The organism is Thioclava arctica (assembly GCF_040892615.1).
Classification (GTDB): domain Bacteria; phylum Pseudomonadota; class Alphaproteobacteria; order Rhodobacterales; family Rhodobacteraceae; genus Thioclava; species Thioclava arctica.
Map to the genome: position 1 here is coordinate 180107 of NZ_JBFRYC010000006.1, position 21418 is coordinate 201524.

Below are 21418 nucleotides of genomic sequence, written 5' to 3' on the forward strand. Positions count from 1 at the left end.
CCTGTGAGTTCAAACGAAAAAACGAGCCAAAGCGTGCCGTTGTTTCGGCAGAAAACCGCCGATCTCGGGCGCGTGAGGGAACTGCGACCCGATCTCCGTGCAAAAACGGTTGCCCGAACCTGCCCCCCTTGTTACTCCCTCATGCAGACCGGCAGTGTGCGTTATCCACAGGGCGGAGGAGCCCTTTGCTGTCCCCGTTCGCGGCCCTCGGGCCATCCATGCACGAAAACAAGACAGGATCGACGGCTTGCCCAGACGCATTCTCGACCGCCTGAACTCGCGCCTTGAGCGCTGGCTGCCCGAACAGCGGCTGTTCCTGAAATCAGACAGCGCGACCCGGTTTGTGCGGTTGCGACCGCTGACGCAGGCAAGTGTTTTGGCGATTGGCGCTGGGCTGTTCTCTTGGGCCACGCTTGCAAGTTCGATGCTCTTTATCGAGGGCATTTCTTCGGGCGGGGCTGCGCAAAACGAGAAAATCGCGAAAGCCGCTTTTGAGCGCCGTCTTGATACGCTGTCGCAAGAACGCGACGCGCGCGCCGCCGAGGCACTGGCCGCGCAGGATCGTTTTCAAACGGCGATGACGCAGGTGTCACAGATGCAATCGGCGCTGCTCTCGTCAGAAGAGCGCAAGCGCGAATTGGAAACCGGGATTGGCGTGATCCAGTCCACTCTGCGCCGCACCATGGACGAACGTGACGAAGCGCGCACCAAATTGGCCAAGGTCGAAGGTGTGGGCTCCGCTGGTGGCGCCACGCAAGCGGCCCGCGCGCAAGATATGGCGAAAACGGTCGACTTCCTGAGCGCTGCCTTGGGCCAGACCGCGCAGGAACGCGACAGTGCAACGGCCGATGCCAAGACCGCGCAGCTCGCGGTGGACCGCATCGCGATGCAAAAACGCCTGATGGAAGAGCGCAACGACGAGATTTTCACAACGCTTGAGGGGGCTGTGAAAATCTCGATGGAGCCTTTGGACAAGGTCTTCAAACAAGCGGGGATGGACCCCGAACATGTGCTGGCGCAAATCAAGCGCGGCTATTCGGGCACGGGCGGACCACTGACCACGATCTCTTTGTCCTCCAAGGGCACGGCGGATCTGGGTGGCGACACCGCGCGCGCCGAGGATATTCTGCGCAAGCTTGACGATATGAACATGTATCGCATCGCCGTGGACAAGCTGCCCTTCGCGATGCCGGTCAAATCGCATTTCCGCTTTTCGTCGCCCTTTGGCTGGCGCTGGGGCAAGATGCATGAGGGCGTCGATATGGCTGCGCCCACTGGCACGCCGGTCTATGCCCCCGCTGACGGAGTTGTGATCGCAGCAGAGTGGGAGCGCGGTTATGGCAATCTTATCAAGATCCGCCACGAATTCGGGATCACGACCCGCTATGGCCACCTATCCAAAATCCGTGTGAAGGTGGGTCAAAAGGTGTCGCAAGGTGAGAGAATTGCTGATATGGGATCAACCGGGCACTCTACCGGTCCGCATCTGCACTACGAGATCCGGATCAGTGGCAAAGCAATCAATCCGATGACCTTCATCAAGGCTGGCAAGAATGTTTTCTAAAAGCAAAATCCATGAATCCGGCGCAAAACCCGGTACCGAAACTGACAAGCAAGCTGCAGCGGGCACTGCGCCGCCGCCGCGTCCTTCGTCAAGCGAGTATACCCCCTCGTCCTCACCGCGCGTAAAACTTGCGCCTTCGGTGTTGTCTGCGGATCTGACCGTAACGGGCAACCTCAAAACCAGCGGCGATATTCAAGTCGAGGGAGTGGTTGAGGGTGATATCCGCGCGCATCTGCTGACCGTGGGCGAAACCGCCACGATCAAGGGTGAAATCATTGCCGATGACGTTGTCGTCAATGGTCGTGTGGTGGGCCGCGTACGCGGTCTGAAAGTGCGTTTGACCTCGACCGCACGGGTCGAAGGCGACATCATCCACAAAACCATCGCGATCGAAAGTGGTGCGCATTTTGAAGGTTCGGTTCAGCGTCAAGACGACCCGCTGCAAACCGGCCAAGGCACGCCCAAGCTGGCCCCGCCTCGGGCTGAGCCCGCGCCGGCCCCCGGTGCTCCGGACACGAAATAAGCGCCTCCTTTTACGGAACGCAAAAAGGGCAGCTCTCGGGCTGCCCTTTGTCATTTCTGTATTCAGTTTCGGTTAGCTGGTGAGGTGGCGATACATGTGCCAACTGGCATGGCCCAACACCGGCAGCACGACGAGCAGCCCCAAGAACATCGGGATCATGCCAATGAACAGGCTGCCCGCGATCACGATCCCCCAGACCCCCATCGAAACCGGATTGGCCGCAACAGCACGCATCGAGGTCAGGATCGCGGTGATGATGTCGATTTCGCGCTCCATCAAAAGCGGCAAGCCGACCACGGTGAAGGAAAACAGCACCAGCGCAAAGCCCGCACCAATCAACGAGCCAACCGCCAGCATCACCAACCCCTGCCCCGAAAACAGAATCTCGGGCGAGGAGCTGACATTGGTAAATGCCGACAGCCCCATGAACAGTGCGAAGGTGGTATGCGCCACAAAGACCCAGAACATGAACATCATCAGGATCAACATCGCCATCGAGGGGATCTGCCGATCCTTTTGCGAGATGCAGCACGAGATGACCTGGCCCCAGATCAGCGGCTCTCCCGCTTCGATCCGGCGGCTGATTTCATACAGCCCAATCGCGGCAAAGGGTGCAAGCAGCGGAAACCCCAGCGCGAACGGGATCAGCCACCATTCCTGTCCTTCCGCGGCAAACACGAACCACAGAATAATCCCGCCCAGAACGTAGAATCCCGAAAACGCCAACCCAAACACTGGCGCGCGCATGAAATCACGCAGACCTGCGCGCAAAATCTGTGGAATTTCGGACACCGAGACATCGCGGAATTGCGGCAACTCTGATGGCTCAGACATCACTTCGTGCATTTCTCTCTCCCTGATTACGCGCGCTCTCTCCCAAAAGCGCGTGGCATCAGGTTGCGTCACGAAGCCGTGATCTGTCGAGAAAAATCAACGCTGCAACGCGGCATTACATCCGCGCGGTCAGCCAGAGCGAGAGCCGATAAGGAAGGCGGCGCAACATCTTGAGCCCCCAGGTCAGGCGGCGCGGAAAATGCGTCTCAAATTTGCGCCCTGCCAGCCCGTCGGCGATCCGGCGCGCGGCGGCATCGGGTTCGATCATGAAGGGCATGTCGAAGTCATTCTTCTCGGTCAGGCGCGTATTCACGAACCCCGGAGAGATCAGCCGCACGTCGATCTCGGGCGCAAATTCCACGCGCAGGGATTCGACAAGATTGATCACCGCTGCCTTGGAAGCCGAGTAAAGCTGCCCCTTTGGCAACCCGAAATAGCCCGCAACCGAGCCGAAAATCACCAATTGCCCGCCCTCACGCAGCAAGCCTTTGGCGGCTTGGGCAAACCACAGCGTGCCCAGAAGATTGACCTCAACCAGCTTGCGCGCGCTGTCGCGTTCGATCTGGCTGACATAGCCGGGATCATACATCGCGGCTGTGGTGATCATCCCATCCAGCGGCCCGCCCAACAGGATTTCGCCGCGCGCATCATCCAGACTTTCAGGGTCGGAAATGTCGAAGGGCACAACCTCACCCTGCCCCAATTCCCTTGCGAGCGTCTTGAGCGGATCGACCGAACGCCCCGACAGCACCAGCCGCGCCCCGCGCCCTGCCAATTCGCGCGCAAGCGCCTGCCCGATACCCGAACTCGCGCCGACGATCCAAATCCGTTTTCCGTTGAAATCCATGCCCGCCGCTCCTTTGGTTGCAAAAGGTTACGCGCAAAGGCAGCGCTTGGTTTCATTGTAAGCTTTGCAAGCACGCACCAACAAGGTGATCCAGATCATCCGCCCCAGACAAATAGAGCACCGGTTCGGTTCGACCCGCCAACCATTCGCGATGACGCGCCAGCGAGCGGCCCGAGAAATAGGGCTCGTCATAGCTCGCAGCCCATTTCAGAAAGGCGGAATGATTGTGATGCATATCGCCCCCCGGTTTGATCCGATCGCCGAATTTGAGCGTCTCGCGCTTGCGGATGCGCGCCAGACGGGTCGGGGTGGGCGCGGTGAGAAAAATGATGGCATCAAGGCCGCCCAAGGCCAAATCACCCCACCCATCCAAGGACCCAGACAGCACCCAGCCGCCATCTGTCCCTTGGCCCAGTTGATCAGCGGCGATCAGGGCCAGCCGCTCTTGGACCGGGCGTTTTTGGGTAAAAGGCGGCTCGGTGGGGGCCCAGAAATAACTGTCCGTATCGAGATGGGGCACCTTAAGCGCCTTCGCGAGCGCCCGCCCCAGCGACGAGGTGCCCGATCCTGCGGCGCCGGTGATATGAACCCGCGCCGCCATGCGATCAATCCTCTGCCTGCGCGTCGGCGCGGCTTTTTCCCTCGACCCCCAGCGCAAGGGTCGCGGCCATGAACCCGTCCAGATCGCCGTCCAGCACCCCTTGAGAATCCGAGGTCTCGTAATTGGTGCGCAAGTCTTTGACCATCTGATAGGGCTGCAAGACGTAAGACCGGATCTGGTTGCCCCAACCCGCATCGCCCTTGTTTTCATGCGCCTCGTTGATGGCGGCGTTGCGGCGGTCCATCTCCATCTGATAGAGCCGCGATTTCAACGCTTTCATCGCGATGTCCCGGTTTTGGTGCTGCGATTTTTCCGAAGAAGTCACCACGATTCCGGTCGGGATGTGGGTGATGCGCACCGCCGAGTCGGTGGTGTTGACGTGCTGCCCGCCCGCACCCGACGAGCGATAGGTGTCAATGCGGATATCGTTGGGCGCAACCTCGATCTCGATATTGTCGTCCACCACCGGATAGACCCAGACCGAGCTGAACGAGGTATGCCGGCGCGCGGCGGAATCATAGGGGCTGATGCGCACCAGACGATGCACACCGCTTTCCGATTTCAGCCAGCCATAGGCATTGGGCCCGGTGATTTTATAGGTCGCGGATTTGATGCCTGCCTCTTCGCCTGCGGTTTCCGATTGCAGATCGACCTCGTAGCCCTTTTTCTCGGCCCAGCGGACATACATCCGCGCCAACATCGAGGCCCAGTCACAGCTTTCCGTGCCCCCGGCTCCCGAGTGGATCTCGAGGAAGGTGTCATTGCCATCCGCCTCGCCATCCAAAAGCGCCTCAAGCTCTTTTTTGTCGGCCTCTTCTTTCAGGGCGCGCAGCGATTTCTCCGCCTCGGCGATGATCTCGTCATCGCCCTCCATCTCGCCCATCTCGATCAGCTCGATATTGTCGGTCAGCTCTTGGTCGATGCGCGAATAGGTTTCGAATTTATCCAACAATTGCTGGCGATCGCGCATCAACTTTTGTGCGCGCGCCTGATCGTCCCACAGGCTGGGATCCTCGATCATCGCGTTGAATTCCTCAATCCGGTGCGGCGCGGTTTCCAAGTCCATGCGCTGGCCCAACAGGCTCAGCGATTTGCGGATCGCATCGGCGATATTTTGCGTCTCGGCGCGCATGAGTCATCCTTTGAAAAGTCTTGGCGCGGTGATACGAAATCAGAGCCGCGCCCGCAAGCGGGCTGAGTGCGCGCGATGATGGCACAGTCACGCGGCCTTGGTTGCGGACCCTGCAAAACCCGCGCGAATCTGCGCTCCGCGGCGTTTGCCATAGTGCAGGCTCCCACCGATCATCAGCGCGAACACCGTGATCCACATCGCCTCGCTAACAGCGTCAACACGAAGGGTCGAACGCCATAACGAATATGGGCATTTCGCGCAGTCCCCTTTTCGCGCGCTGTCGCGGCTTAATACAGCCCGCCCGCGCTCAGCGTGCCGAAATCGGCCTTTTTCGGAATGACCTTGGTCTTGCCCGTCGAAGTGGTGATGGTCTGGCTTGCCTCTTCGCTTTGGCCCGGGGCAAAGAGCGGCAGGTTCACGCCCATGCCAAACCCGCCATCCACAACCAGTGCGCCCAGCCCCGACATATCCTGCCCGGGGCGCAGATATTCGGCCTGCACGAACTCACCCGTTGCGCTGTCTGACAAGCGCTCGCCGGTGTAGCGATTGAACTTCACCCAAGTGCCCCCCGGGGGAACCTTGAAATTGGTGCCGCCGAAATCCTTGACCGCCTCTTTCATGAACTCGTTGAACACCGGCACACACAGCGTGCCGCCATAGGCATGCGCCCCAAGCGAGCGCGGGTTGTCATAGCCCATGTAGCACGAGGCCACGATGTTGGATGTAAAGCCGGTGAACCAAACATCTTTGGCGTCATTCGTGGTGCCCGTCTTGCCGGCGACCGGCACCGGCAAGTTCACGCCCTTGCCAGAGCCGCGTTTGATCACACCCTGCATCAGCGAGATCATCTGATAGGCGGTGATCGGGTCGATGATCTGTTCGCGATGGCTGGTGATCTGCGGTCCGCGCCCCTCGGGGAGGTTCGGATCATCGCAGGTATCGCAGGTGCGCGTGTCATGGCGATAAATCGTGCGCCCGTAGCGGTCTTGCACCCGGTCGACCAAGGTCGGTTCCACCCGTTCGCCGCCATTGGCAAACATCGCATAGGCCGAGATCAGACGGAACATCGTGGTTTCCTGCGCGCCCAAAGCATTGGCCAAGAATTCGCGCATATCGTCATAAACGCCAAATTTTTCGGCATAGGCGGCAATCGTATCCATGCCGATTTCCTGCGCGATGCGAATCGTCATCAGGTTGCGCGAGTGTTCCAGCCCGGTGCGCATCGGCGTGGGGCCGTAATAGCGGTTCGAGGCGTTTTTCGGGCGCCACATCCCCTGCGGCGTGTTCACCTCGATCGGGGCGTCAATCACGATCGTCTCGGGCGAGAAGCCGCTATCAAGAGCAGCCGCATAGACGAAGGGTTTGAAGTTTGATCCCGGCTGGCGTTCGGCCTGCGTGGCGCGGTTAAACACCGAAGACTGATACGAGAACCCGCCCTGCATCGCCAGCACGCGTCCGGTATTCACATCCATCGCCATGAACGCGCCCTCGACCTTGGGCACTTGGCGCAGCGTCCAGCGAATGAACGAGCCGTCACTGTCTTTGGTCATTGCGCGCACTTCGACGACATCGCCGGTTTCCAGCAGATCTTGCGCCTTTTTCGCGCGCGGACCCAGCTTGCCATCCGCGTTCAATTTGCGTGCCCAAGTGACATCTTCGGGCGGAATCCAGTGGCCGTCTGCGTCTTCTTTGATGCCTTCGATCCCGATGCGCGCAGAATTGCCCTCAAAGCCCAGAACAACCGCAGGATGCCAGCCGGCAACATCGCGGGGCGCTTTAACGGTGGGCACATCGGCCAAAGCGGCGCGCCACGCGGCTTCATCGCCCAGCTTGTCTTGCGCGATCTTTGCGCCCGTGCCGCGCCAGATACCAAGGCCGCGATCATAATCTTCAAGCGCGCGCTGCAACGCCTTGCCCGCAAGGGCCTGCAAATCGGGGTTCACTGTCGCGCGGATCGTCAGACCGCCGCCGAAAAATTCCTCGCGCCCAAAGCTTTTCGACAACTGGCGGCGAATTTCATCGGTGAAGTAGTCGCGCGGTGGAAGTTGCTCGCGAAACGGCGGGTAGTCGCCATTTTGCACAGACTTGAGCGGCGAGGCCTGTTCTTTATCCAGCATGGCCTTGTCGATCCGGCCATCCTCATACATCCGGCGCAGCACATAGTTGCGCCGCAGTGTGGCCTTTTGCAAATCACGCACCGGGTGCAGCGCCGCAGGGGCCTTGGGCAGAGCCGCCAGATAGGCCGCCTCGCCGGGCGTCAATTGCGACAGGGTCTTGTCGAAATAAGTCTGCGCCGCAGCCGCCACCCCGTAAGAGTTCTGACCCAGATAAATTTCGTTGAGATACAGTTCGAGAATGCGATCCTTGCTCAGGACCTGCTCGATGCGCGAGGACAGGATCAGTTCTTTGATCTTGCGCTCAATCTTGCGATCTGAAGACAGCAGCAGGTTCTTGGTGAGCTGTTGCGTGATCGTCGAGGCACCGCGCACATCACGCCCGCCCGTCTTCACCGCCGTAATCACCGCCGAGGCGATGCCGAGCGGATCAAAACCAGAGTGATAGTAGAAATTCTTATCCTCGGCCGAAATGAACGCGCCTTTGACCAGATCGGGAATATCTTGGCTGGGCACGAACAGGCGGCGCTGCTCGGCGAATTCGTCGATCAGGCGGCCATTGCCGTTGTAAATGCGCGAGATCGTCTTGGGGCGGTATTGCGCCAACTGGTCGGTGCTGGGCAGATCGCGGGAATAGATCCAAAAGATCGCCCCGATTGTGAGGGCAGCAAAAACCAGCCCGGTCACAACCCAGGAAAACACGCCACCAATGGAGCTAAGAATGAATCGGACCAAGAGATATCCCTCGCAAGGGGCGCCGATCGCCCCGGTTTGCCCTGCCTATACATCGCGATTACGTGAGGGTCAAAGTAATGCGCCATCACGCAATCGGGAAGTGGCGCTACGTTCAAATCTTTGCGGCATGCGCGGATGACCGCGCGTCACGCCGCGTTTTGCGCCGCTATTGGCGTAACAATTTCGCCTCGGCGGCATCAGATTGCGCCCAGGCCAACACCCCGCGCGTGATCGCATCCACCATGCGCGCGCGCCAATCGGGATCACGCAGACGCTTGCGATCTGCCGCCGAGGACAAAAACCCCAGCTCAATCAGGACCGACGGAATATCGGGCGATTTCAGAACCGAGAAATTTGCACCCTGCACGGGATGTTTGTGCATCTTGAGCCCCTCGGTCTTGATCGCGCCCGCCAAGACCTGCGCCACGCGCACCGAGCGCGGCTGGGTCTCGCGCCGGGCCAGATCGACAAGGATATGGGCCACCTGATCGCCCTGCCCCTCCAGATCGACGCCCGCCAGAATATCGTCGCGATCATGGCGTGCGACCAGTTTGCGCGTGGCCTCATCCTCGGCGTGATCGGCGAGGCGGTAAATCGTGGCCCCCGTCGCGACCCCCTCGGCAATCGAATCTGCATGTAGCGAAATGAACAGATCCGCCCCCGTCGCACGCGCCACCGTGACGCGCGTTTCCAGCGGCACGAACACATCCTGATCGCGCGTCATCACCACCGTCATCCCCGCGCGGCGCAGCTTGTCACGCAATTGGCGCGCAAACCCCAGAACGATATCGGCCTCACGCAGGCCCCCATCCTGCGCGCCCGGATCAAGACCGCCGTGACCGGGATCAAGCACGATTTTCAGCGGTCGTGACCCATCCTGACGGCGATGAGGGGTGGCAACCTCGGCGGGCTGGGGCAAGCCCCAAAGCGCGCTGTCTGCTGCGCCCTGCTTGGCCTTGAAATCCGCCGCCGGGACCGCGCGCAGCGAAAGACGAATTTGCGGCGTGTCGCCGCTGCGTTCCTCGGCCGAGACCAGCACCATCGGGCGCGACAATTCCGCGACCATGCGCGACCAGCCGGGGCGAAACGCGCCCCAGCGCAGATCGGTGATGGTGCTGACCTTGCCCAGTAGCGCGCGTGGATCATGGCCGGTAAAATTCACTTCGCGAAAATCGACCACCAGCCGGTAAGGATCGGCCAACAGATAGGCGCGATAGGGCACTGGCTGGCTGATCCCAAGCGCAATATCGGTCTGCCCGCCGCCCTGATGGATCGAAGAGCGTGCAGGGTCCAACTGCGCCAGCGCCGACAGCCCCGGCGCAGGCGTTTGCGCAAAGCTCGGACCCGCAAGCGCGAAAACCGCCGCGAGAAGAATAAGAATATGCCTGATCATGCCTGCCGCCCCGCCTTTTGCGCGCTACTATAACGAGGCGGCGCGCGCGGGGCAAAGCCTCAGCGCGCGGCCATGAACACCGCCAGACGTTTCAACCCTTCGGCGATCCGCTCGGGCGCTTGGGCATAGGACAGCCGGATCGTGCCCGCCCCCCGCTCGGCGTCAAAATCCATCCCCGGCGTGACCGCGACGCCTGCTTTTTCCAAGATCTCAGCGGCAAAAACGGCGCTGTCATCGGTCAGCGCGGACACATCGGCATAGATGTAAAACGCCCCATCGGGCGGCGCGATGCGCGAGAACCCCATCTTGGGCAATTCCTCTAGCATCATCGCACGATTTTGCGCATAGGCGGCGCGGTTCTGCTCTAGCTCGTCAAGGCTTTCGAGCGCCCCAAGCGCGGCAATCTGTGAGGCATGGGGCGCACAGATAAACATATGCTGGGCAAGCCGTTCAACGGTGCGCAGATGGCTTTGCGGCACGACCATCCAGCCCACGCGCCAGCCCGTCATCGAGAAATATTTCGAGAAACTGTTGATCACGAACACTTCGTCGGAAATTTCCAGCGCCGAGACCGCGCGGGCGTCATATTGTAGCCCGTGATAGATCTCATCGGACACGAATGCGATGTTGCGCGCGGCGCAATGGGTCATCAGCGCCGCCAATTCATCCGCGCCCAACATCGTGCCTGACGGGTTACCCGGCGAGGCCACGATCAGCCCGGCCAGATCGTCGGGTATTTCGCTTGGCGTGGGCTGATAGCGGTTTTGCACCTCGGTCGGGATGCTCACCGGTTCAATCGACAGCCCCTTGAGGATCTGGCGATAGCTGGGATAGCCCGGCGCGCCCAGCCCTACCTTGTCGCCCGCATCAAACAGCGCCGTAAACGCCAGCAAAAACGCCCCCGACGAACCCGAGGTGATCACCACCCGCGCCGGATCCAGATCAAGCCCATACCAACGCTTATACAGCGCCGCGATCCCCGCACGCAGCTCTGGCAGGCCAAGCGCCACGGTGTAGCCCATCGCCTCTTGTTCCAGCGCCTGCGCCAAACGTCGACGCGCGGCGGCCGGTGCGGGCGTAGCGGGCTGACCGACCTCCATATGCACAATGTCGCGCCCTGCAGCTTCGGCCTCAGCCGCCAGCCGCATCACATCCATTGCAAGAAACGGCTCGACCTGTCCGCGTTTCGACCGGCGCATGATTGCTTCTCCCGACTTTGTGACCAACCGGGGCGGGTTAGGCCCTGCGCCGCGCCCCGTCAATGCGCTGTGGCGTCCCGTCGCTGTCACTAACCCTTGAACCCAGACCCGCAAAAGGCCAGTTTGACGCCCAATAGCACCGAACAAAGGAAACGCCCGATGCTTCGCACCCTTTTGGCCGCCACGGCCTTTGCAGCGCTTGCCAGCGCCGCCCCTGCGCAGGACTTTGATTTTTCAAAGATGTCCGATCCCCAAAAAGCGCAGTTCGGCGATGCGGTGCGTGACTATTTGATGGCGAATCCGCAGGTTCTGGTCGAGGCGATCAACGAGCTGGAAACCAAACAGCGCGCCGAGCAGGCAGATAATGATGCGCAGTTGATCGCGACCAACTCCAAGGACATTTTCAACGACGGCTATAGCTGGGTTGGCGGCAATCCGAATGGCGATATCACCATCGTGGAATTCACCGATTACAAATGCACCTACTGCAAAAAAGCGTTTAGTGAGGTCAATGATCTGCTGACGCATGACGAGAAAATCAAGTTTATTATCAAAGAGTTCCCGATCCTAGGGCAGCAATCCGAATTGGGCTCGCGCTTTGCAGTGGCGGTGCAGCAGATTAATGGCGATGCAGCTTACGAAAAGGTGCACAACGCGCTGATGGCATTTCGCGGCAATATCACCGTGGAAAGCCTTGTAAAACTGGCCAAGGATCAGGGTCTTGATGCCGATCCGATCCTGAAGCGGATGAACGAAGAACCGGTTAGCGCCGTGCTGCGCGCCAATTACCAACTTGCGCAGCGCATGGCGATTTCGGGCACGCCGGCCTTCGTGATCGGCGAACAGTTGCTGCGCGGCTATGCGCCCGAAGCGGCGATGGCGCAGATCGTGGCCGAAGAGCGCAAGGCAAAAGCCGCCAAATAAGCGCGGCATGAAAACGGGGGGCCACGCCCCCCGGATGCCAGATCAGAATCCGCTGGCCCAAGGGTCTGCGGTTTTTTCGTGCGCCCTACTCGGCCGCATCCTGCGCGGCGTCTAACTCGGCGGCGCGTTTTTCGACCAGTTCGACGATATGTTCAATCATCTGGTCGTTGGACAGCTTGTGGCTTTGTTTGCCCGCGAGATAGACCATCCCCGAGCCAGCCCCGCCCCCGGTGAAGCCCATATCGGTCATCAGCGCCTCACCCGGACCATTCACCACGCAGCCAATGATCGACAGGCTCATCGGTTGCTTGATGTGCTCCAGACGTTGCTCAAGCGCCTCGACGGTCTTGATCACATCAAAACCCTGACGCGCGCAAGACGGGCACGAGATGATCTGCACGCCACGGGTACGCAGGCCAAGCGATTTCAGAATCTCGAATCCGACTTTAACCTCTTCAACCGGATCGGCGGACAGGGAAACGCGCAGCGTGTCGCCAATGCCCATCCACAGCAGATTGCCAAGACCAATCGCCGATTTCACAGTGCCCGAGACCAACCCGCCTGCCTCGGTAATGCCAAGGTGGATCGGCGCGTCGGTCGCCTCGGCCAGACCTTGATAGGCGGCAGCGGCAAGGAACACATCCGAGGCTTTCACCGAGATCTTGAACTCGTGAAAATCGTTATCTTCCAGAAGCTTGATATGATCTAGGCCGCTTTCTACCATCGCTTCGGGGCATGGCTCGCCGTATTTTTCCAACAAGTGCTTTTCCAGGCTACCGGCATTCACGCCGATGCGGATCGAACAGCCGTGATCCTTGGCCGCCTTCACCACCTCGCGCACGCGGCTGGCATCGCCGATATTGCCCGGATTGATGCGCAGACAGGCCGCGCCTGCCTCGGCGGCCTCAATCGCGCGTTTGTAGTGGAAATGGATGTCAGCCACGATCGGAACTGGGCTCTCGCGGCAAATCTCGCGCAGCGCACGAGTGCTGGATTCATCTGGCGTCGAGACGCGCACGATATCAGCGCCCACATCAACGCAGCGCAGGATTTGATCGAGCGTCGCGCGCACATCCGAGCTATCGGTATTGGTCATCGTCTGCACCGAGATCGGCGCATCGCCCCCCACGGGCACGTTGCCAACCATGATCTGACGGGATTTACGGCGGTAGATATTGCGCCACGGGCGCACCGGGTTGAGAGACATCGCCCCCTCCTTCGCGGATTTCGCCCTAGACATAGGCCAAGCCCTGCGCGGACGCAACGTCTGGACCCCAATTGTGAGCGGCTAGTTACTGCTGTGCAGCGTCGGGCTGAGCGCCAACCGGGCCAGCATCGGCCACGGCGATCATCTTGGCCAGATCCTTGTCTTGGCCAAGATCGGCGACCGGATAGCTGTCATCCAGATTGCTCGGCGAGAGGGTGATATTCTTGGTCACCTCGCCGCGCTTGCCAACCGGGCCATGGGTCACGCCGTTAACGGCAAAATAGATCGCGCCGGATTCGCCCGTGCGCATGCTGGGCGCTTCGGCCAGCTTGGGCAGCACAAACCGCTCGCCCGCATCCATGACCTTCTCAAAGATCGTTGCGCCATCGGCAGATTTGATGCGCACCCAGGACGGGCGCACCGCCATCACGACGACTTCCGGCGCATCGGCCCCAAGCGCCTTGGCCACCGCCGATTGAATGCTGCTTTTGTTACCCGTCGCGCTGGCAAATTGGGTCGGATCGCCGCCAATGATATTTGGTGTCAGATCGGGGGCAATCGCCCCTGCCGCGTGATGTAGCACGCTGCCATCTTTGGCATTGGGGTCGATCGAGGCAATCGGACCATCGCGCGAAATCAGCACCGGCGCGTCAAGCGCTACGGGGCGATAGATGCGGTCGCTCGCCTCGGGTTTTGGCATGTTGGGCAATGTGTCGTTCTGCGCAAGCTGCGTGTCCTGCGTCACCGAATCAAGCGGATCAAGATCGGCAACCACCCCAGGGGCCTGATCGACCGGGGACAGCTGCACGCGCTGCACCTCTTGCAAGACGGTCCAGCCGCCATAACCAATGCCACCCGCGATCAGTGCCAGCACCAAAAGCGAGCCCACGGCACGTGGTTCGACATGGGCCCAAAAGGCCTTTTTCTTGGGAATGAAGGTGGCGTTAGGATTGGCCAGCGCATGCGCCACATCGGTCGGGTGGCGCTGCGGTTTGGGGCCAGAGGCTGCGGCAGCCATGCCATGGATCGGCTCATAGCCCGATTCTGCGGAAAAGCGTTGGAACGCCCATTCCGGATCAAGACCAAGATAGCGGGCGTAGGAGCGAACATAGCCTGCGATAAACGAGGGCGTATCGAACGCCTCAACATCACAGCTTTCGATGGCGGCGATATAGGCGGCCTTGATGCGCAACTCGCGCTGCACATCCAGCAAAGACTTGGCCAGCGTCGCACGCTCGCCTCGCATTACATCGCCCAAACGCAGTTCAAAATCATCAAAGCCTTTCGGCTTATCACCGTCCTGCGTCGAAGGTGTGGCCCTTCGCCCGATCATGCTGCCCGTCCCTGCCTCAAGTTTCTGCCCGTCTCGATTCGCGGCGTATAGCCATTTCGATTAGGAAAGACCTATCACAAGCAAGAGAGCCGCGCACGCGCAGAAATCGGTTAAGCTGAGGCTTCGGCGCGATTTAGCTCACAGTGCGACCAGAGTTTATCGATGCCCTTGACCAATCCGTCGATCATCCCAAGGTCGTGCACCGGCGAGGGGGTAAAGCGCAAACGCTCGGTCCCGCGTGGCACTGTGGGGAAGTTGATCGGCTGCACATAGACGCCGAATTCCTCCAGCAGCATATCTGACAGCGCCTTGGTATGTTTGGGATCGCCAATGATCACTGGCACGATATGGCTGCCATGATCAATGATCGGCATACCCATCGCTTTGAGACGCATTTTCAGCACTTTGGCGTGAAGCTGCTGCATATCGCGCAGTTCTTGCCCACCTGCGGTCTTGAGGAACGCGATCGAGGCCGCAGCGCCCGCAGCAATGGCCGGCGGGATTGAGGTGGTAAAAATGAAGCCCGGCGCATAGGAGCGCACCGCATCCACCATCTTGGCGCTGGTCGCGATATAGCCGCCAAACACGCCAAAGGCCTTGCCCAGCGTGCCGTTGAAAATATCGATGCGATCCATCTCGCCCAACTGCTCGGCAATACCGGCACCGCGCGCGCCATACATGCCCACCGCATGGACCTCATCCAGATAGGTCAGCGCGCCGAATTCCTCGGCCAGATCACAAATCTCGGAAATCGGCCCGAAATCGCCATCCATCGAATAGACCGATTCAAACGCGATCAGCTTGGGAGCGGCCGGGTCATCGGCGGCCAGCAATTCGCGCAGATGCGCCACGTCATTGTGGCGGAAGATCCGCTTGGAGCCACCATTGCGCTTGATCCCCTCGATCATCGAGGCGTGGTTGAGCTCGTCCGAATAGATAATCAGACCGGGAAACAGCTTGGGCAGCGTCGAGAGCGTCGCGTCATTGGCGATATAGGCCGAGGAGAACACCAATGCCGACTCTTTGTGATGCAGGTCAGCAATCTCGGCTTCCAGACGGTTGTGATAGACCGTGGTGCCAGAAATGTTACGCGTGCCGCCCGAGCCAGCGCCAGTGGCGTCAAGCGCCTCATGCATGGCCGACAGAACGACGGGATGCTGGCCCATGCCCAGATAGTCGTTGCCACACCAGATGGTAATGTCTTTCTTGGTGCCATCTTCGCGCGTCCAGACCGCCTTGGGAAATGCGCCCTTCTCTCGCTCGATATCAATAAACACACGATAGCGACCCTCGGCGTGCAGTTTCCCAATCGCCTGATCGAGTGCGTTGTCATAATCCATCTTGCGCATCCCTTGCTATTCCGTTCGCTGGGGTTAGCCCTAGTCGGACTAAACAAGCGTTACTTTGACTGATGTCAAATTCCTCTCCCGAGGGGCAAAAATGTCTAAAAGATACGCAAAAAGCAAACATTCATTTTTCACAATTTGTCGCAGCTGGATGTCAGCCGCACTGGACAGTGCCGCGCCGCGCCTTACGCTATGGCAAAATAAAGGAGGTCCGAATGGGTCTGAACGACGTGCTAACTGAAATCGATACCGGTCTGGAACCCGCAATGACGCGGCTGTTTGAGCTGCTGCGAATTCGCTCTATCTCGACCGATCCCGCGTATAAATCCGAAACGAAGGACGCTGCGGACTGGCTGGTGAACGAATTGAATTCGCTGGGCTTTGAGGCAAGCTTGCGGCCAACCACCGGGCATCCGATGGTGGTGGCGCATCACCGTGGCGAGGGCCCGCGCCTGCTGTTTTATGGCCACTATGACGTGCAGCCCGTTGACCCGCTGGAGCTGTGGAACACCCCCCCGTTTGAGCCCGAAATTCAGGACACCCCAAATGGCCGGGTGATCCGGGGGCGTGGGGCATCCGATGACAAGGGACAGTTGATGACCTTCATCGAAGCCTGCCGTGCCTATAAGGCGGTGAATGGCACCCTGCCCGGCAATCTGACGATCTTCCTTGAGGGCGAAGAGGAATCAGGCTCGCCCTCGCTGATCCCGTTCATGAAAGAAAATGCCGAAGAGTTGACCTGCGATCTGGCGCTGATCTGTGACACCTCGATGGTCTCGCCCGGCGTGCCCTCGATTGCGGGTCAGTTGCGCGGAATGCTCAAGGATGAATTCACCCTGCGCGGGCCGCGCATCGATCTGCATTCGGGCCATTACGGTGGCCCCGCGCTCAACCCGCTGCGCGAAATTTCCAAGATCATCGCCAGCTTCCATGACGATCAAGGTCGTGTCGCGGTTGAAGGGTTTTATGACGGCGTGCACGAAGTTGCGCCCGAGCAGCTTGAAGCGTGGAAGACCTGCGGCTTTGACGAGCATGAGTATTTGTCCAGCGTCGGCATGACAAAGGCCCATGGCGAGGCGGGATATTCCGCGCTGGAACAGCAATGGGCGCGCCCGACGTTGGAAATCAACGGGCTTTGGGGCGGCTATCAGGGCGCGGGGTCGAAAACCGTGATTCCGGCTGAGGCACATTGCAAAATCACCTGCCGTCTTGTGGGCGATATGGACCCCGATCATGTGCGCAAAGTGCTGCGCGCCCATGTCGAAGCCCGCCTACCCACTGACGCCAAGATCACGTGGGACAATGATCTTGATGGTGCGCCGGCTGCGGTGATGAACACCGACCGCCCTGAATTCGAGCAGGCCCGTCAGGCGCTGTCAGAGGAGTGGAACCGCGAGGCCGTGATCACCGGCATGGGCGGCTCGATCCCGATTGCCTATTACTTCAAGTCGATCCTTGGGATGGACGCGATGCTGATCGGATTCGCCAATGACGATGACGCTATCCACTCGCCAAACGAGAAATATGATGTGAACAGCTTCCACAAAGGCATTCGGTCCTGGGCGCGCATCTTAGATCGCATCGCCTCTTGATCGCACACCAAAAAAACGGAGGCCGAGGGGCCTCCGTTTTCCAATTCCGGTGGGGAAATCAGCTTTTGGCGGGCGCGATTTTCAACGCCTCAAGGGTCTTGCCCTTGTGCCCAACGGTCACAGCGACTTTCTCGCCCAGTTTCAGCCGCTTCAGATTGACATGCTTGCCAGCCATGTAGCTGGTGCCATCCGCCATCGTGACGCTATGGGTTTTCATGTCGATCGACTTGATCGTGCCATCAACCATTTTCGAGCTGGCTGCCATCGCAACGGAACTGGTGGCAAGCGCAAGACCGACGGCTACGGGAAGAATGAAGGAACGCATATTTTGCTCCATTGAACGCCCCCGGATGTCGCGGGGCGAAGTTGAGAAACCGTCCTGGTCTGTCGCGTCTCTGGCGTTTTCGCCATCCGACAGCCCCTCGGCTTCACACGCTGATATAGCCTGCGCCCAAAGCGCGGTCAGCCGATAAAATCGTTCTATTCCAATCAGTTGAAGGCGCGTGATCGACGGAAGCGTCGGCGATGAATTCGCCGTGATTTATCCGCCCCAGAACCCGCGTGTAGGCGCATGGCCGCGCCCTGAGTCGAAGGATTTTCCAAGCGCGTCATTGCCTTAGCGCAACGCGAGAGATCACGCCAAATATGTGCAGAAATCACGCTTCGGAGACAGCGCCGTCACCACAATCGCGGCGCGCTTAGCCCACGACCATATCGTCGCGATGAATCAGCGCCGCGCGCGCCGGAGAGCCCAGAATCGCCTCGATCTCGCCCGAGCGATGGCCCGCAATCTGGCGCGCCTCTTCTGCAGTATAACGTACCAGCCCCTTGCCCAAAATCGCCCGGTCAGGCCCTGCTATGGTCACTGGTTCCCCGCGCCCGAAACGCCCAACGATCTTGGTCACCCCGGCAGGCAATAGCGATTTGCCCGAATGCAGCGCCGCGACCGCGCCCGCATCGACAAACAACTCGCCGCGCGACTTCATCGCGCCGATCCAGCGTTTGCGCGCCGCCTGCGGATCCCCCTCGGGCAGGAACCAAGTGCTGCGCGCCCCCGATTGCAGCGCAGACAGCGGGCGCTCGACAAAGCCCTCGCCAATCGCCAGCGCACAGCCCGCCGCAACGGCCGTCTTTGCCGCCATGAGTTTGGTTTTCATCCCGCCCTTGGAGAGGCCCGACACCGGATCGCCCGCCATCGCCTCGATCTCAGGGGTGATATGGGCGATCACGGGCAAATGGCGCGCGCTGGAATCGGTTTTCGGATTGGCGGTGTAAAGCCCGTCCACATCCGAGAGCAGCACCAGCTGATCGGCCCCAATCGTCACCGCAATCTGCGCCGCCAGACGGTCATTATCGCCAAAGCGGATTTCATCGGTGGCGACCGTGTCGTTTTCATTCACGATCGGCACCGTGCCAAGGCTCATCAAGGTTTCAAGCGTGGCGCGCGCATTCAGATAGCGCCGCCGATCTGCGGTATCCTCCAGCGTCACCAAGACCTGCGCCGTGATCACGCCATGGGGCCCAAGCGCCTGTTCATAGGCGCGCGCCAGCCGAATTTGCCCGACCGCTGCCGCGGCCTGACTTTGCTCGAGCGGCAATGCCCCCGTCCCCAGCCCCAGCACCCGCCGCCCCAGCGCAATCGAGCCAGATGACACGATCACCACCCCGGTGCCGCGCGCGCGCAATTCCGCCACGTCTTTGGCGAGGCCCTGTAACCACCCCTCGCGCAGGCCGTCCTGATCGACCAGCAAGGCCGATCCGATCTTGACGACAAGCCGCTTGGCGCAGCTGAGATTAGGCAGCGTCAGGGTCTCCAAGGCGTGTCCTCATGTGCACTGGGCTTGGCCGCCGCGATCTGCGCCCAGAGCGCGCGCAAGACTTGCTCCACGCCCTCTTTGGACACGCCCGACATCTCCATGACACGCCCTCCCGTTTCCGCCTGCAGCGCGGCCAGCCGCTCGGCGCGGGTATCGGGATCAAGCGCGTCAATTTTGTTGAGAACCGTCACGCGCGGACGATCAGCCAACTCGGGCGAATAGGCGGCCAATTCATCCGTGATCGTGCGCCAATCCTGCGCTACCGTTTCGGACGTGCCATCCACCAGATGCAACAAGACCGAGCAGCGCTCGACATGGCCAAGGAACTGATCGCCCAAGCCGCGCCCCTCGGACGCGCCCTCGATCAGACCGGGAATATCGGCGATGACAAATTCGCGCCCATCCACACCGACGACGCCCAGGTTGGGCACCAAAGTGGTAAAGGGATAATCCGCGATCTTGGGTTTGGCGTTGGACACAGAGGCCAGAAAGGTCGATTTTCCCGCATTGGGCATGCCCAGCAATCCCGCATCCGCGATCAGTTTGAGGCGCAGCCAGATCGTGCGCTCCACCCCCTCTTGACCCGGATTGGCCCGTTGCGGAGCGCGGTTGGTCGAGGATTTGAAATGCAGGTTCCCCCAGCCGCCATTGCCCCCCTTGGCCAGTAGCACGCGCTGTCCGACCTCGGTCATATCCGCGATCAGGGTCTCTTCGTCTTCATCCAGAATCTCGGTGCCCACTGGCACTTTCAGCACAACATCCGCGCCATCCTTGCCGGTGCGCTGGCTGCCCATCCCATGTTGACCGGTCTTGGCAAAGAAGTGCTGCTGATAGCGAAAATCGATCAGCGTGTTGAGCCCGTCAACCGCCTCGATCCAAACCGAGCCCCCTTTGCCGCCGTCGCCCCCATCGGGACCCCCAAATTCAATATATTTCTCGCGCCGGAACGAGACACAGCCCGCACCACCGCCGCCCGAGCGAATATAAACTTTGGCGAGATCTAGAAATTTCATCAGTGTGACCCTTGGCTCTGGCTAAGGCGCGGGGATACGCCGCCCAAGCGCGCAGATCAAGCGTTGCGTGGGGGCGCGGCCCCCACACCCCCGGAGTATTTCGTGCTAGATGAATGAAAATCGACCATTTCATCTAGCCAAAAATACTCCGGGGAGGTCCGGACGGGGCAGCGCCCCTCCGGCGGGTGGGGTTTGGGGAGGGCCGTCCCTCCCCAACACGCCTTCAAAATGCGCCTCACATTTTGCGCAAATAAGTCCAGGTCGGCACATGGCGCCCGCGCGCCAAAGACCAGCTTTCCGCATCGCCGAGGTAATCAAAGCCGCAATTGGTCAGCACCCGCGCCGAGGCCGGATCATCTTGAAACACTTCGGCAAACAGTGTGCGCGCCTTATGCGGATTTGCCTGTACCAGAGCGGCAACGGCTTGCGAGGCGATGCCGGTATTCCAAAACCCTGGCCCGACCCAATAGCCAACCTCGGACTGCCCGCCCTCAAGCCGGGTCAGCGAAACCACGCCCAGCAGTTCGGCGAGACCATGGGCCGACCCATCCAGCGCCCAGACATCTTCGACACGGTCCTCGGCTTGGGCGCGCGCGACGAAATTTTCGGCAGTGCCGGGGGGGAGCGGGTGGGGAATCGCACGCGTGCCTTCGGCCACGCGCTTATCCGCACAGTAAAACGCAATCAGCCCCGCATCCGAGCGGCGCAGAGGGCGCAACGTAAAGCGCTCTGCCTCGATCACCGGTTGGGTAGAAATCATTTCTTGATACATTGGCGTTCCTCCTCGAACGCTTAGGCCCTCGGGCTCCTCTTTCCCAAACACCAGATAGACTAGAAATAGGGCGCTGAGATGACAGTTTCACCCCCTCGCCCCTCTTTTCGCCCCAAAGTTGCAGAGCAAAAAATAAAGGAAAGGGGACCGGCCTCGCAGCCGATCCCCTTAATGTCATGCCGGGATTTTCGGCTTACTCGGCGGCTTCCTGTACGGGGAGAACCGAAATAAAGGTGCGCCCCTTGAGGCCCTTGCGGAAGGTAACCTTGCCTTCGCAAACGGCGAAGATGGTGTGGTCCTTGCCCATACCAACGCCCTCGCCCGGCCACCATTTGGTGCCGCGCTGACGCGCGATGATGTTGCCAGAAATTGCATCCTGACCACCGAACATTTTCACGCCAAGGCGGCGACCCGCAGAGTCGCGCCCGTTACGGGAGGAACCGCCTGCTTTTTTATGTGCCATGCTTGTCTC

Annotated in this window: 19 protein-coding genes; 4 read left to right on the plus strand and 15 right to left on the minus strand. The window is 60.2% G+C overall.

Annotated elements, in window-relative coordinates:
- Window positions 1-247 precede the first annotated feature (247 nt).
- Together AB4874_RS12055 and AB4874_RS12060 are read left to right on the plus strand one after the other, a co-directional pair.
- Window positions 248-1564, plus strand: coding sequence for a M23 family metallopeptidase (locus AB4874_RS12055; protein WP_295531301.1), 1317 nt, complete (start codon window positions 248-250; stop codon window positions 1562-1564).
- Window positions 1554-2087, plus strand: a complete 534-nt coding sequence (locus tag AB4874_RS12060; protein WP_295531333.1) for a bactofilin family protein — start codon at window positions 1554-1556, stop codon at window positions 2085-2087. Before AB4874_RS12055 ends, AB4874_RS12060 begins: the two co-directional genes overlap by 11 nt.
- Window positions 2088-2159: 72 nt before the next feature.
- Here AB4874_RS12060 and AB4874_RS12065 read toward each other — a convergent pair whose 3' ends face one another.
- The 7 genes from AB4874_RS12065 to AB4874_RS12095 all read right to left on the minus strand — a co-directional run bounded on the left by AB4874_RS12065 (window position 2160) and on the right by AB4874_RS12095 (window position 10942).
- Window positions 2160-2933 (minus strand): DUF2189 domain-containing protein, encoded by a 774-nt coding sequence (locus AB4874_RS12065; RefSeq protein WP_295531336.1) that lies wholly within the window; start codon window positions 2931-2933, stop codon window positions 2160-2162.
- A gap of 103 nt (window positions 2934-3036) precedes the next feature.
- Window positions 3037-3768 (minus strand): SDR family NAD(P)-dependent oxidoreductase, encoded by a 732-nt coding sequence (locus tag AB4874_RS12070; protein ID WP_368392164.1) that lies wholly within the window; start codon window positions 3766-3768, stop codon window positions 3037-3039.
- Between the two features lie 52 nt (window positions 3769-3820).
- Complete coding sequence (locus AB4874_RS12075; RefSeq protein ID WP_368392165.1) at window positions 3821-4369, minus strand: AAA family ATPase; 549 nt, start codon at window positions 4367-4369, stop codon at window positions 3821-3823.
- Window positions 4370-4373: 4 nt separating this feature from the next.
- On the minus strand, window positions 4374-5501 hold the full coding sequence (prfB, locus tag AB4874_RS12080; RefSeq protein WP_295531345.1) for a peptide chain release factor 2: 1128 nt from the start codon (window positions 5499-5501) through the stop codon (window positions 4374-4376).
- 287 nt (window positions 5502-5788) lie between these two features.
- Window positions 5789-8350 (minus strand): penicillin-binding protein 1A, encoded by a 2562-nt coding sequence (locus AB4874_RS12085; protein WP_368392166.1) that lies wholly within the window; start codon window positions 8348-8350, stop codon window positions 5789-5791.
- A 166-nt stretch (window positions 8351-8516) separates the two neighbouring features.
- Entirely contained in the window at window positions 8517-9743 is a 1227-nt protein-coding gene (locus AB4874_RS12090) for an N-acetylmuramoyl-L-alanine amidase (protein WP_368392167.1), read from the minus strand.
- A gap of 59 nt (window positions 9744-9802) precedes the next feature.
- Window positions 9803-10942, minus strand: a complete 1140-nt coding sequence (locus AB4874_RS12095; protein WP_368392168.1) for a pyridoxal phosphate-dependent aminotransferase — start codon at window positions 10940-10942, stop codon at window positions 9803-9805.
- A gap of 159 nt (window positions 10943-11101) precedes the next feature.
- Here AB4874_RS12095 and AB4874_RS12100 point away from each other — a divergent pair, with 159 nt between their 5' ends.
- Window positions 11102-11866: a DsbA family protein gene (locus tag AB4874_RS12100; RefSeq protein WP_368392169.1), complete on the plus strand. Its 765-nt coding sequence runs from the start codon at window positions 11102-11104 to the stop codon at window positions 11864-11866.
- 85 nt (window positions 11867-11951) lie between these two features.
- Here AB4874_RS12100 and ispG read toward each other — a convergent pair whose 3' ends face one another.
- From ispG to hemA, 3 genes are all read right to left on the minus strand, one after another.
- Window positions 11952-13073 carry a flavodoxin-dependent (E)-4-hydroxy-3-methylbut-2-enyl-diphosphate synthase gene (gene ispG, locus AB4874_RS12105; RefSeq protein WP_368392170.1) on the minus strand — a complete coding sequence of 374 codons (1122 nt, stop codon included), beginning with the start codon at window positions 13071-13073 and terminating at the stop codon, window positions 11952-11954.
- Between the two features lie 85 nt (window positions 13074-13158).
- A complete protein-coding gene (locus AB4874_RS12110) occupies window positions 13159-14406 on the minus strand; it encodes a helix-turn-helix domain-containing protein (protein ID WP_295531361.1) in 1248 nt (415 codons plus the stop codon).
- 110 nt (window positions 14407-14516) lie between these two features.
- Entirely contained in the window at window positions 14517-15746 is a 1230-nt protein-coding gene (hemA, locus tag AB4874_RS12115) for a 5-aminolevulinate synthase (RefSeq protein ID WP_295531363.1), read from the minus strand.
- Between the two features lie 221 nt (window positions 15747-15967).
- On the opposite strand from hemA, the gene AB4874_RS12120 reads away from it, so the two are divergent.
- A complete protein-coding gene (locus tag AB4874_RS12120; RefSeq protein WP_295531366.1) occupies window positions 15968-17344 on the plus strand; it encodes a dipeptidase in 1377 nt (458 codons plus the stop codon).
- 58 nt (window positions 17345-17402) lie between these two features.
- Here the strand turns inward: AB4874_RS12120 and AB4874_RS12125 are convergent, their stop codons facing one another.
- From AB4874_RS12125 to rpmA, 5 genes are all read right to left on the minus strand, one after another.
- The gene (locus AB4874_RS12125; protein ID WP_295531369.1) at window positions 17403-17669 is read right to left on the minus strand and encodes a DUF1344 domain-containing protein; all 267 of its coding nucleotides are present in this window, start codon (window positions 17667-17669) and stop codon (window positions 17403-17405) included.
- Window positions 17670-18042: 373 nt separating this feature from the next.
- Window positions 18043-19161, minus strand: coding sequence for a glutamate 5-kinase (proB, locus tag AB4874_RS12130; protein WP_368392171.1), 1119 nt, complete (start codon window positions 19159-19161; stop codon window positions 18043-18045).
- Window positions 19149-20174 carry a GTPase ObgE gene (obgE, locus tag AB4874_RS12135; RefSeq protein WP_295531375.1) on the minus strand — a complete coding sequence of 342 codons (1026 nt, stop codon included), beginning with the start codon at window positions 20172-20174 and terminating at the stop codon, window positions 19149-19151. Before obgE ends, proB begins: the two co-directional genes overlap by 13 nt.
- A 235-nt stretch (window positions 20175-20409) precedes the next feature.
- Entirely contained in the window at window positions 20410-20946 is a 537-nt protein-coding gene (locus AB4874_RS12140; RefSeq protein ID WP_368392172.1) for a GNAT family N-acetyltransferase, read from the minus strand.
- 193 nt (window positions 20947-21139) lie between these two features.
- Entirely contained in the window at window positions 21140-21409 is a 270-nt protein-coding gene (gene rpmA / locus AB4874_RS12145) for a 50S ribosomal protein L27 (RefSeq protein ID WP_295531381.1), read from the minus strand.
- Window positions 21410-21418: the final 9 nt, after the last annotated feature.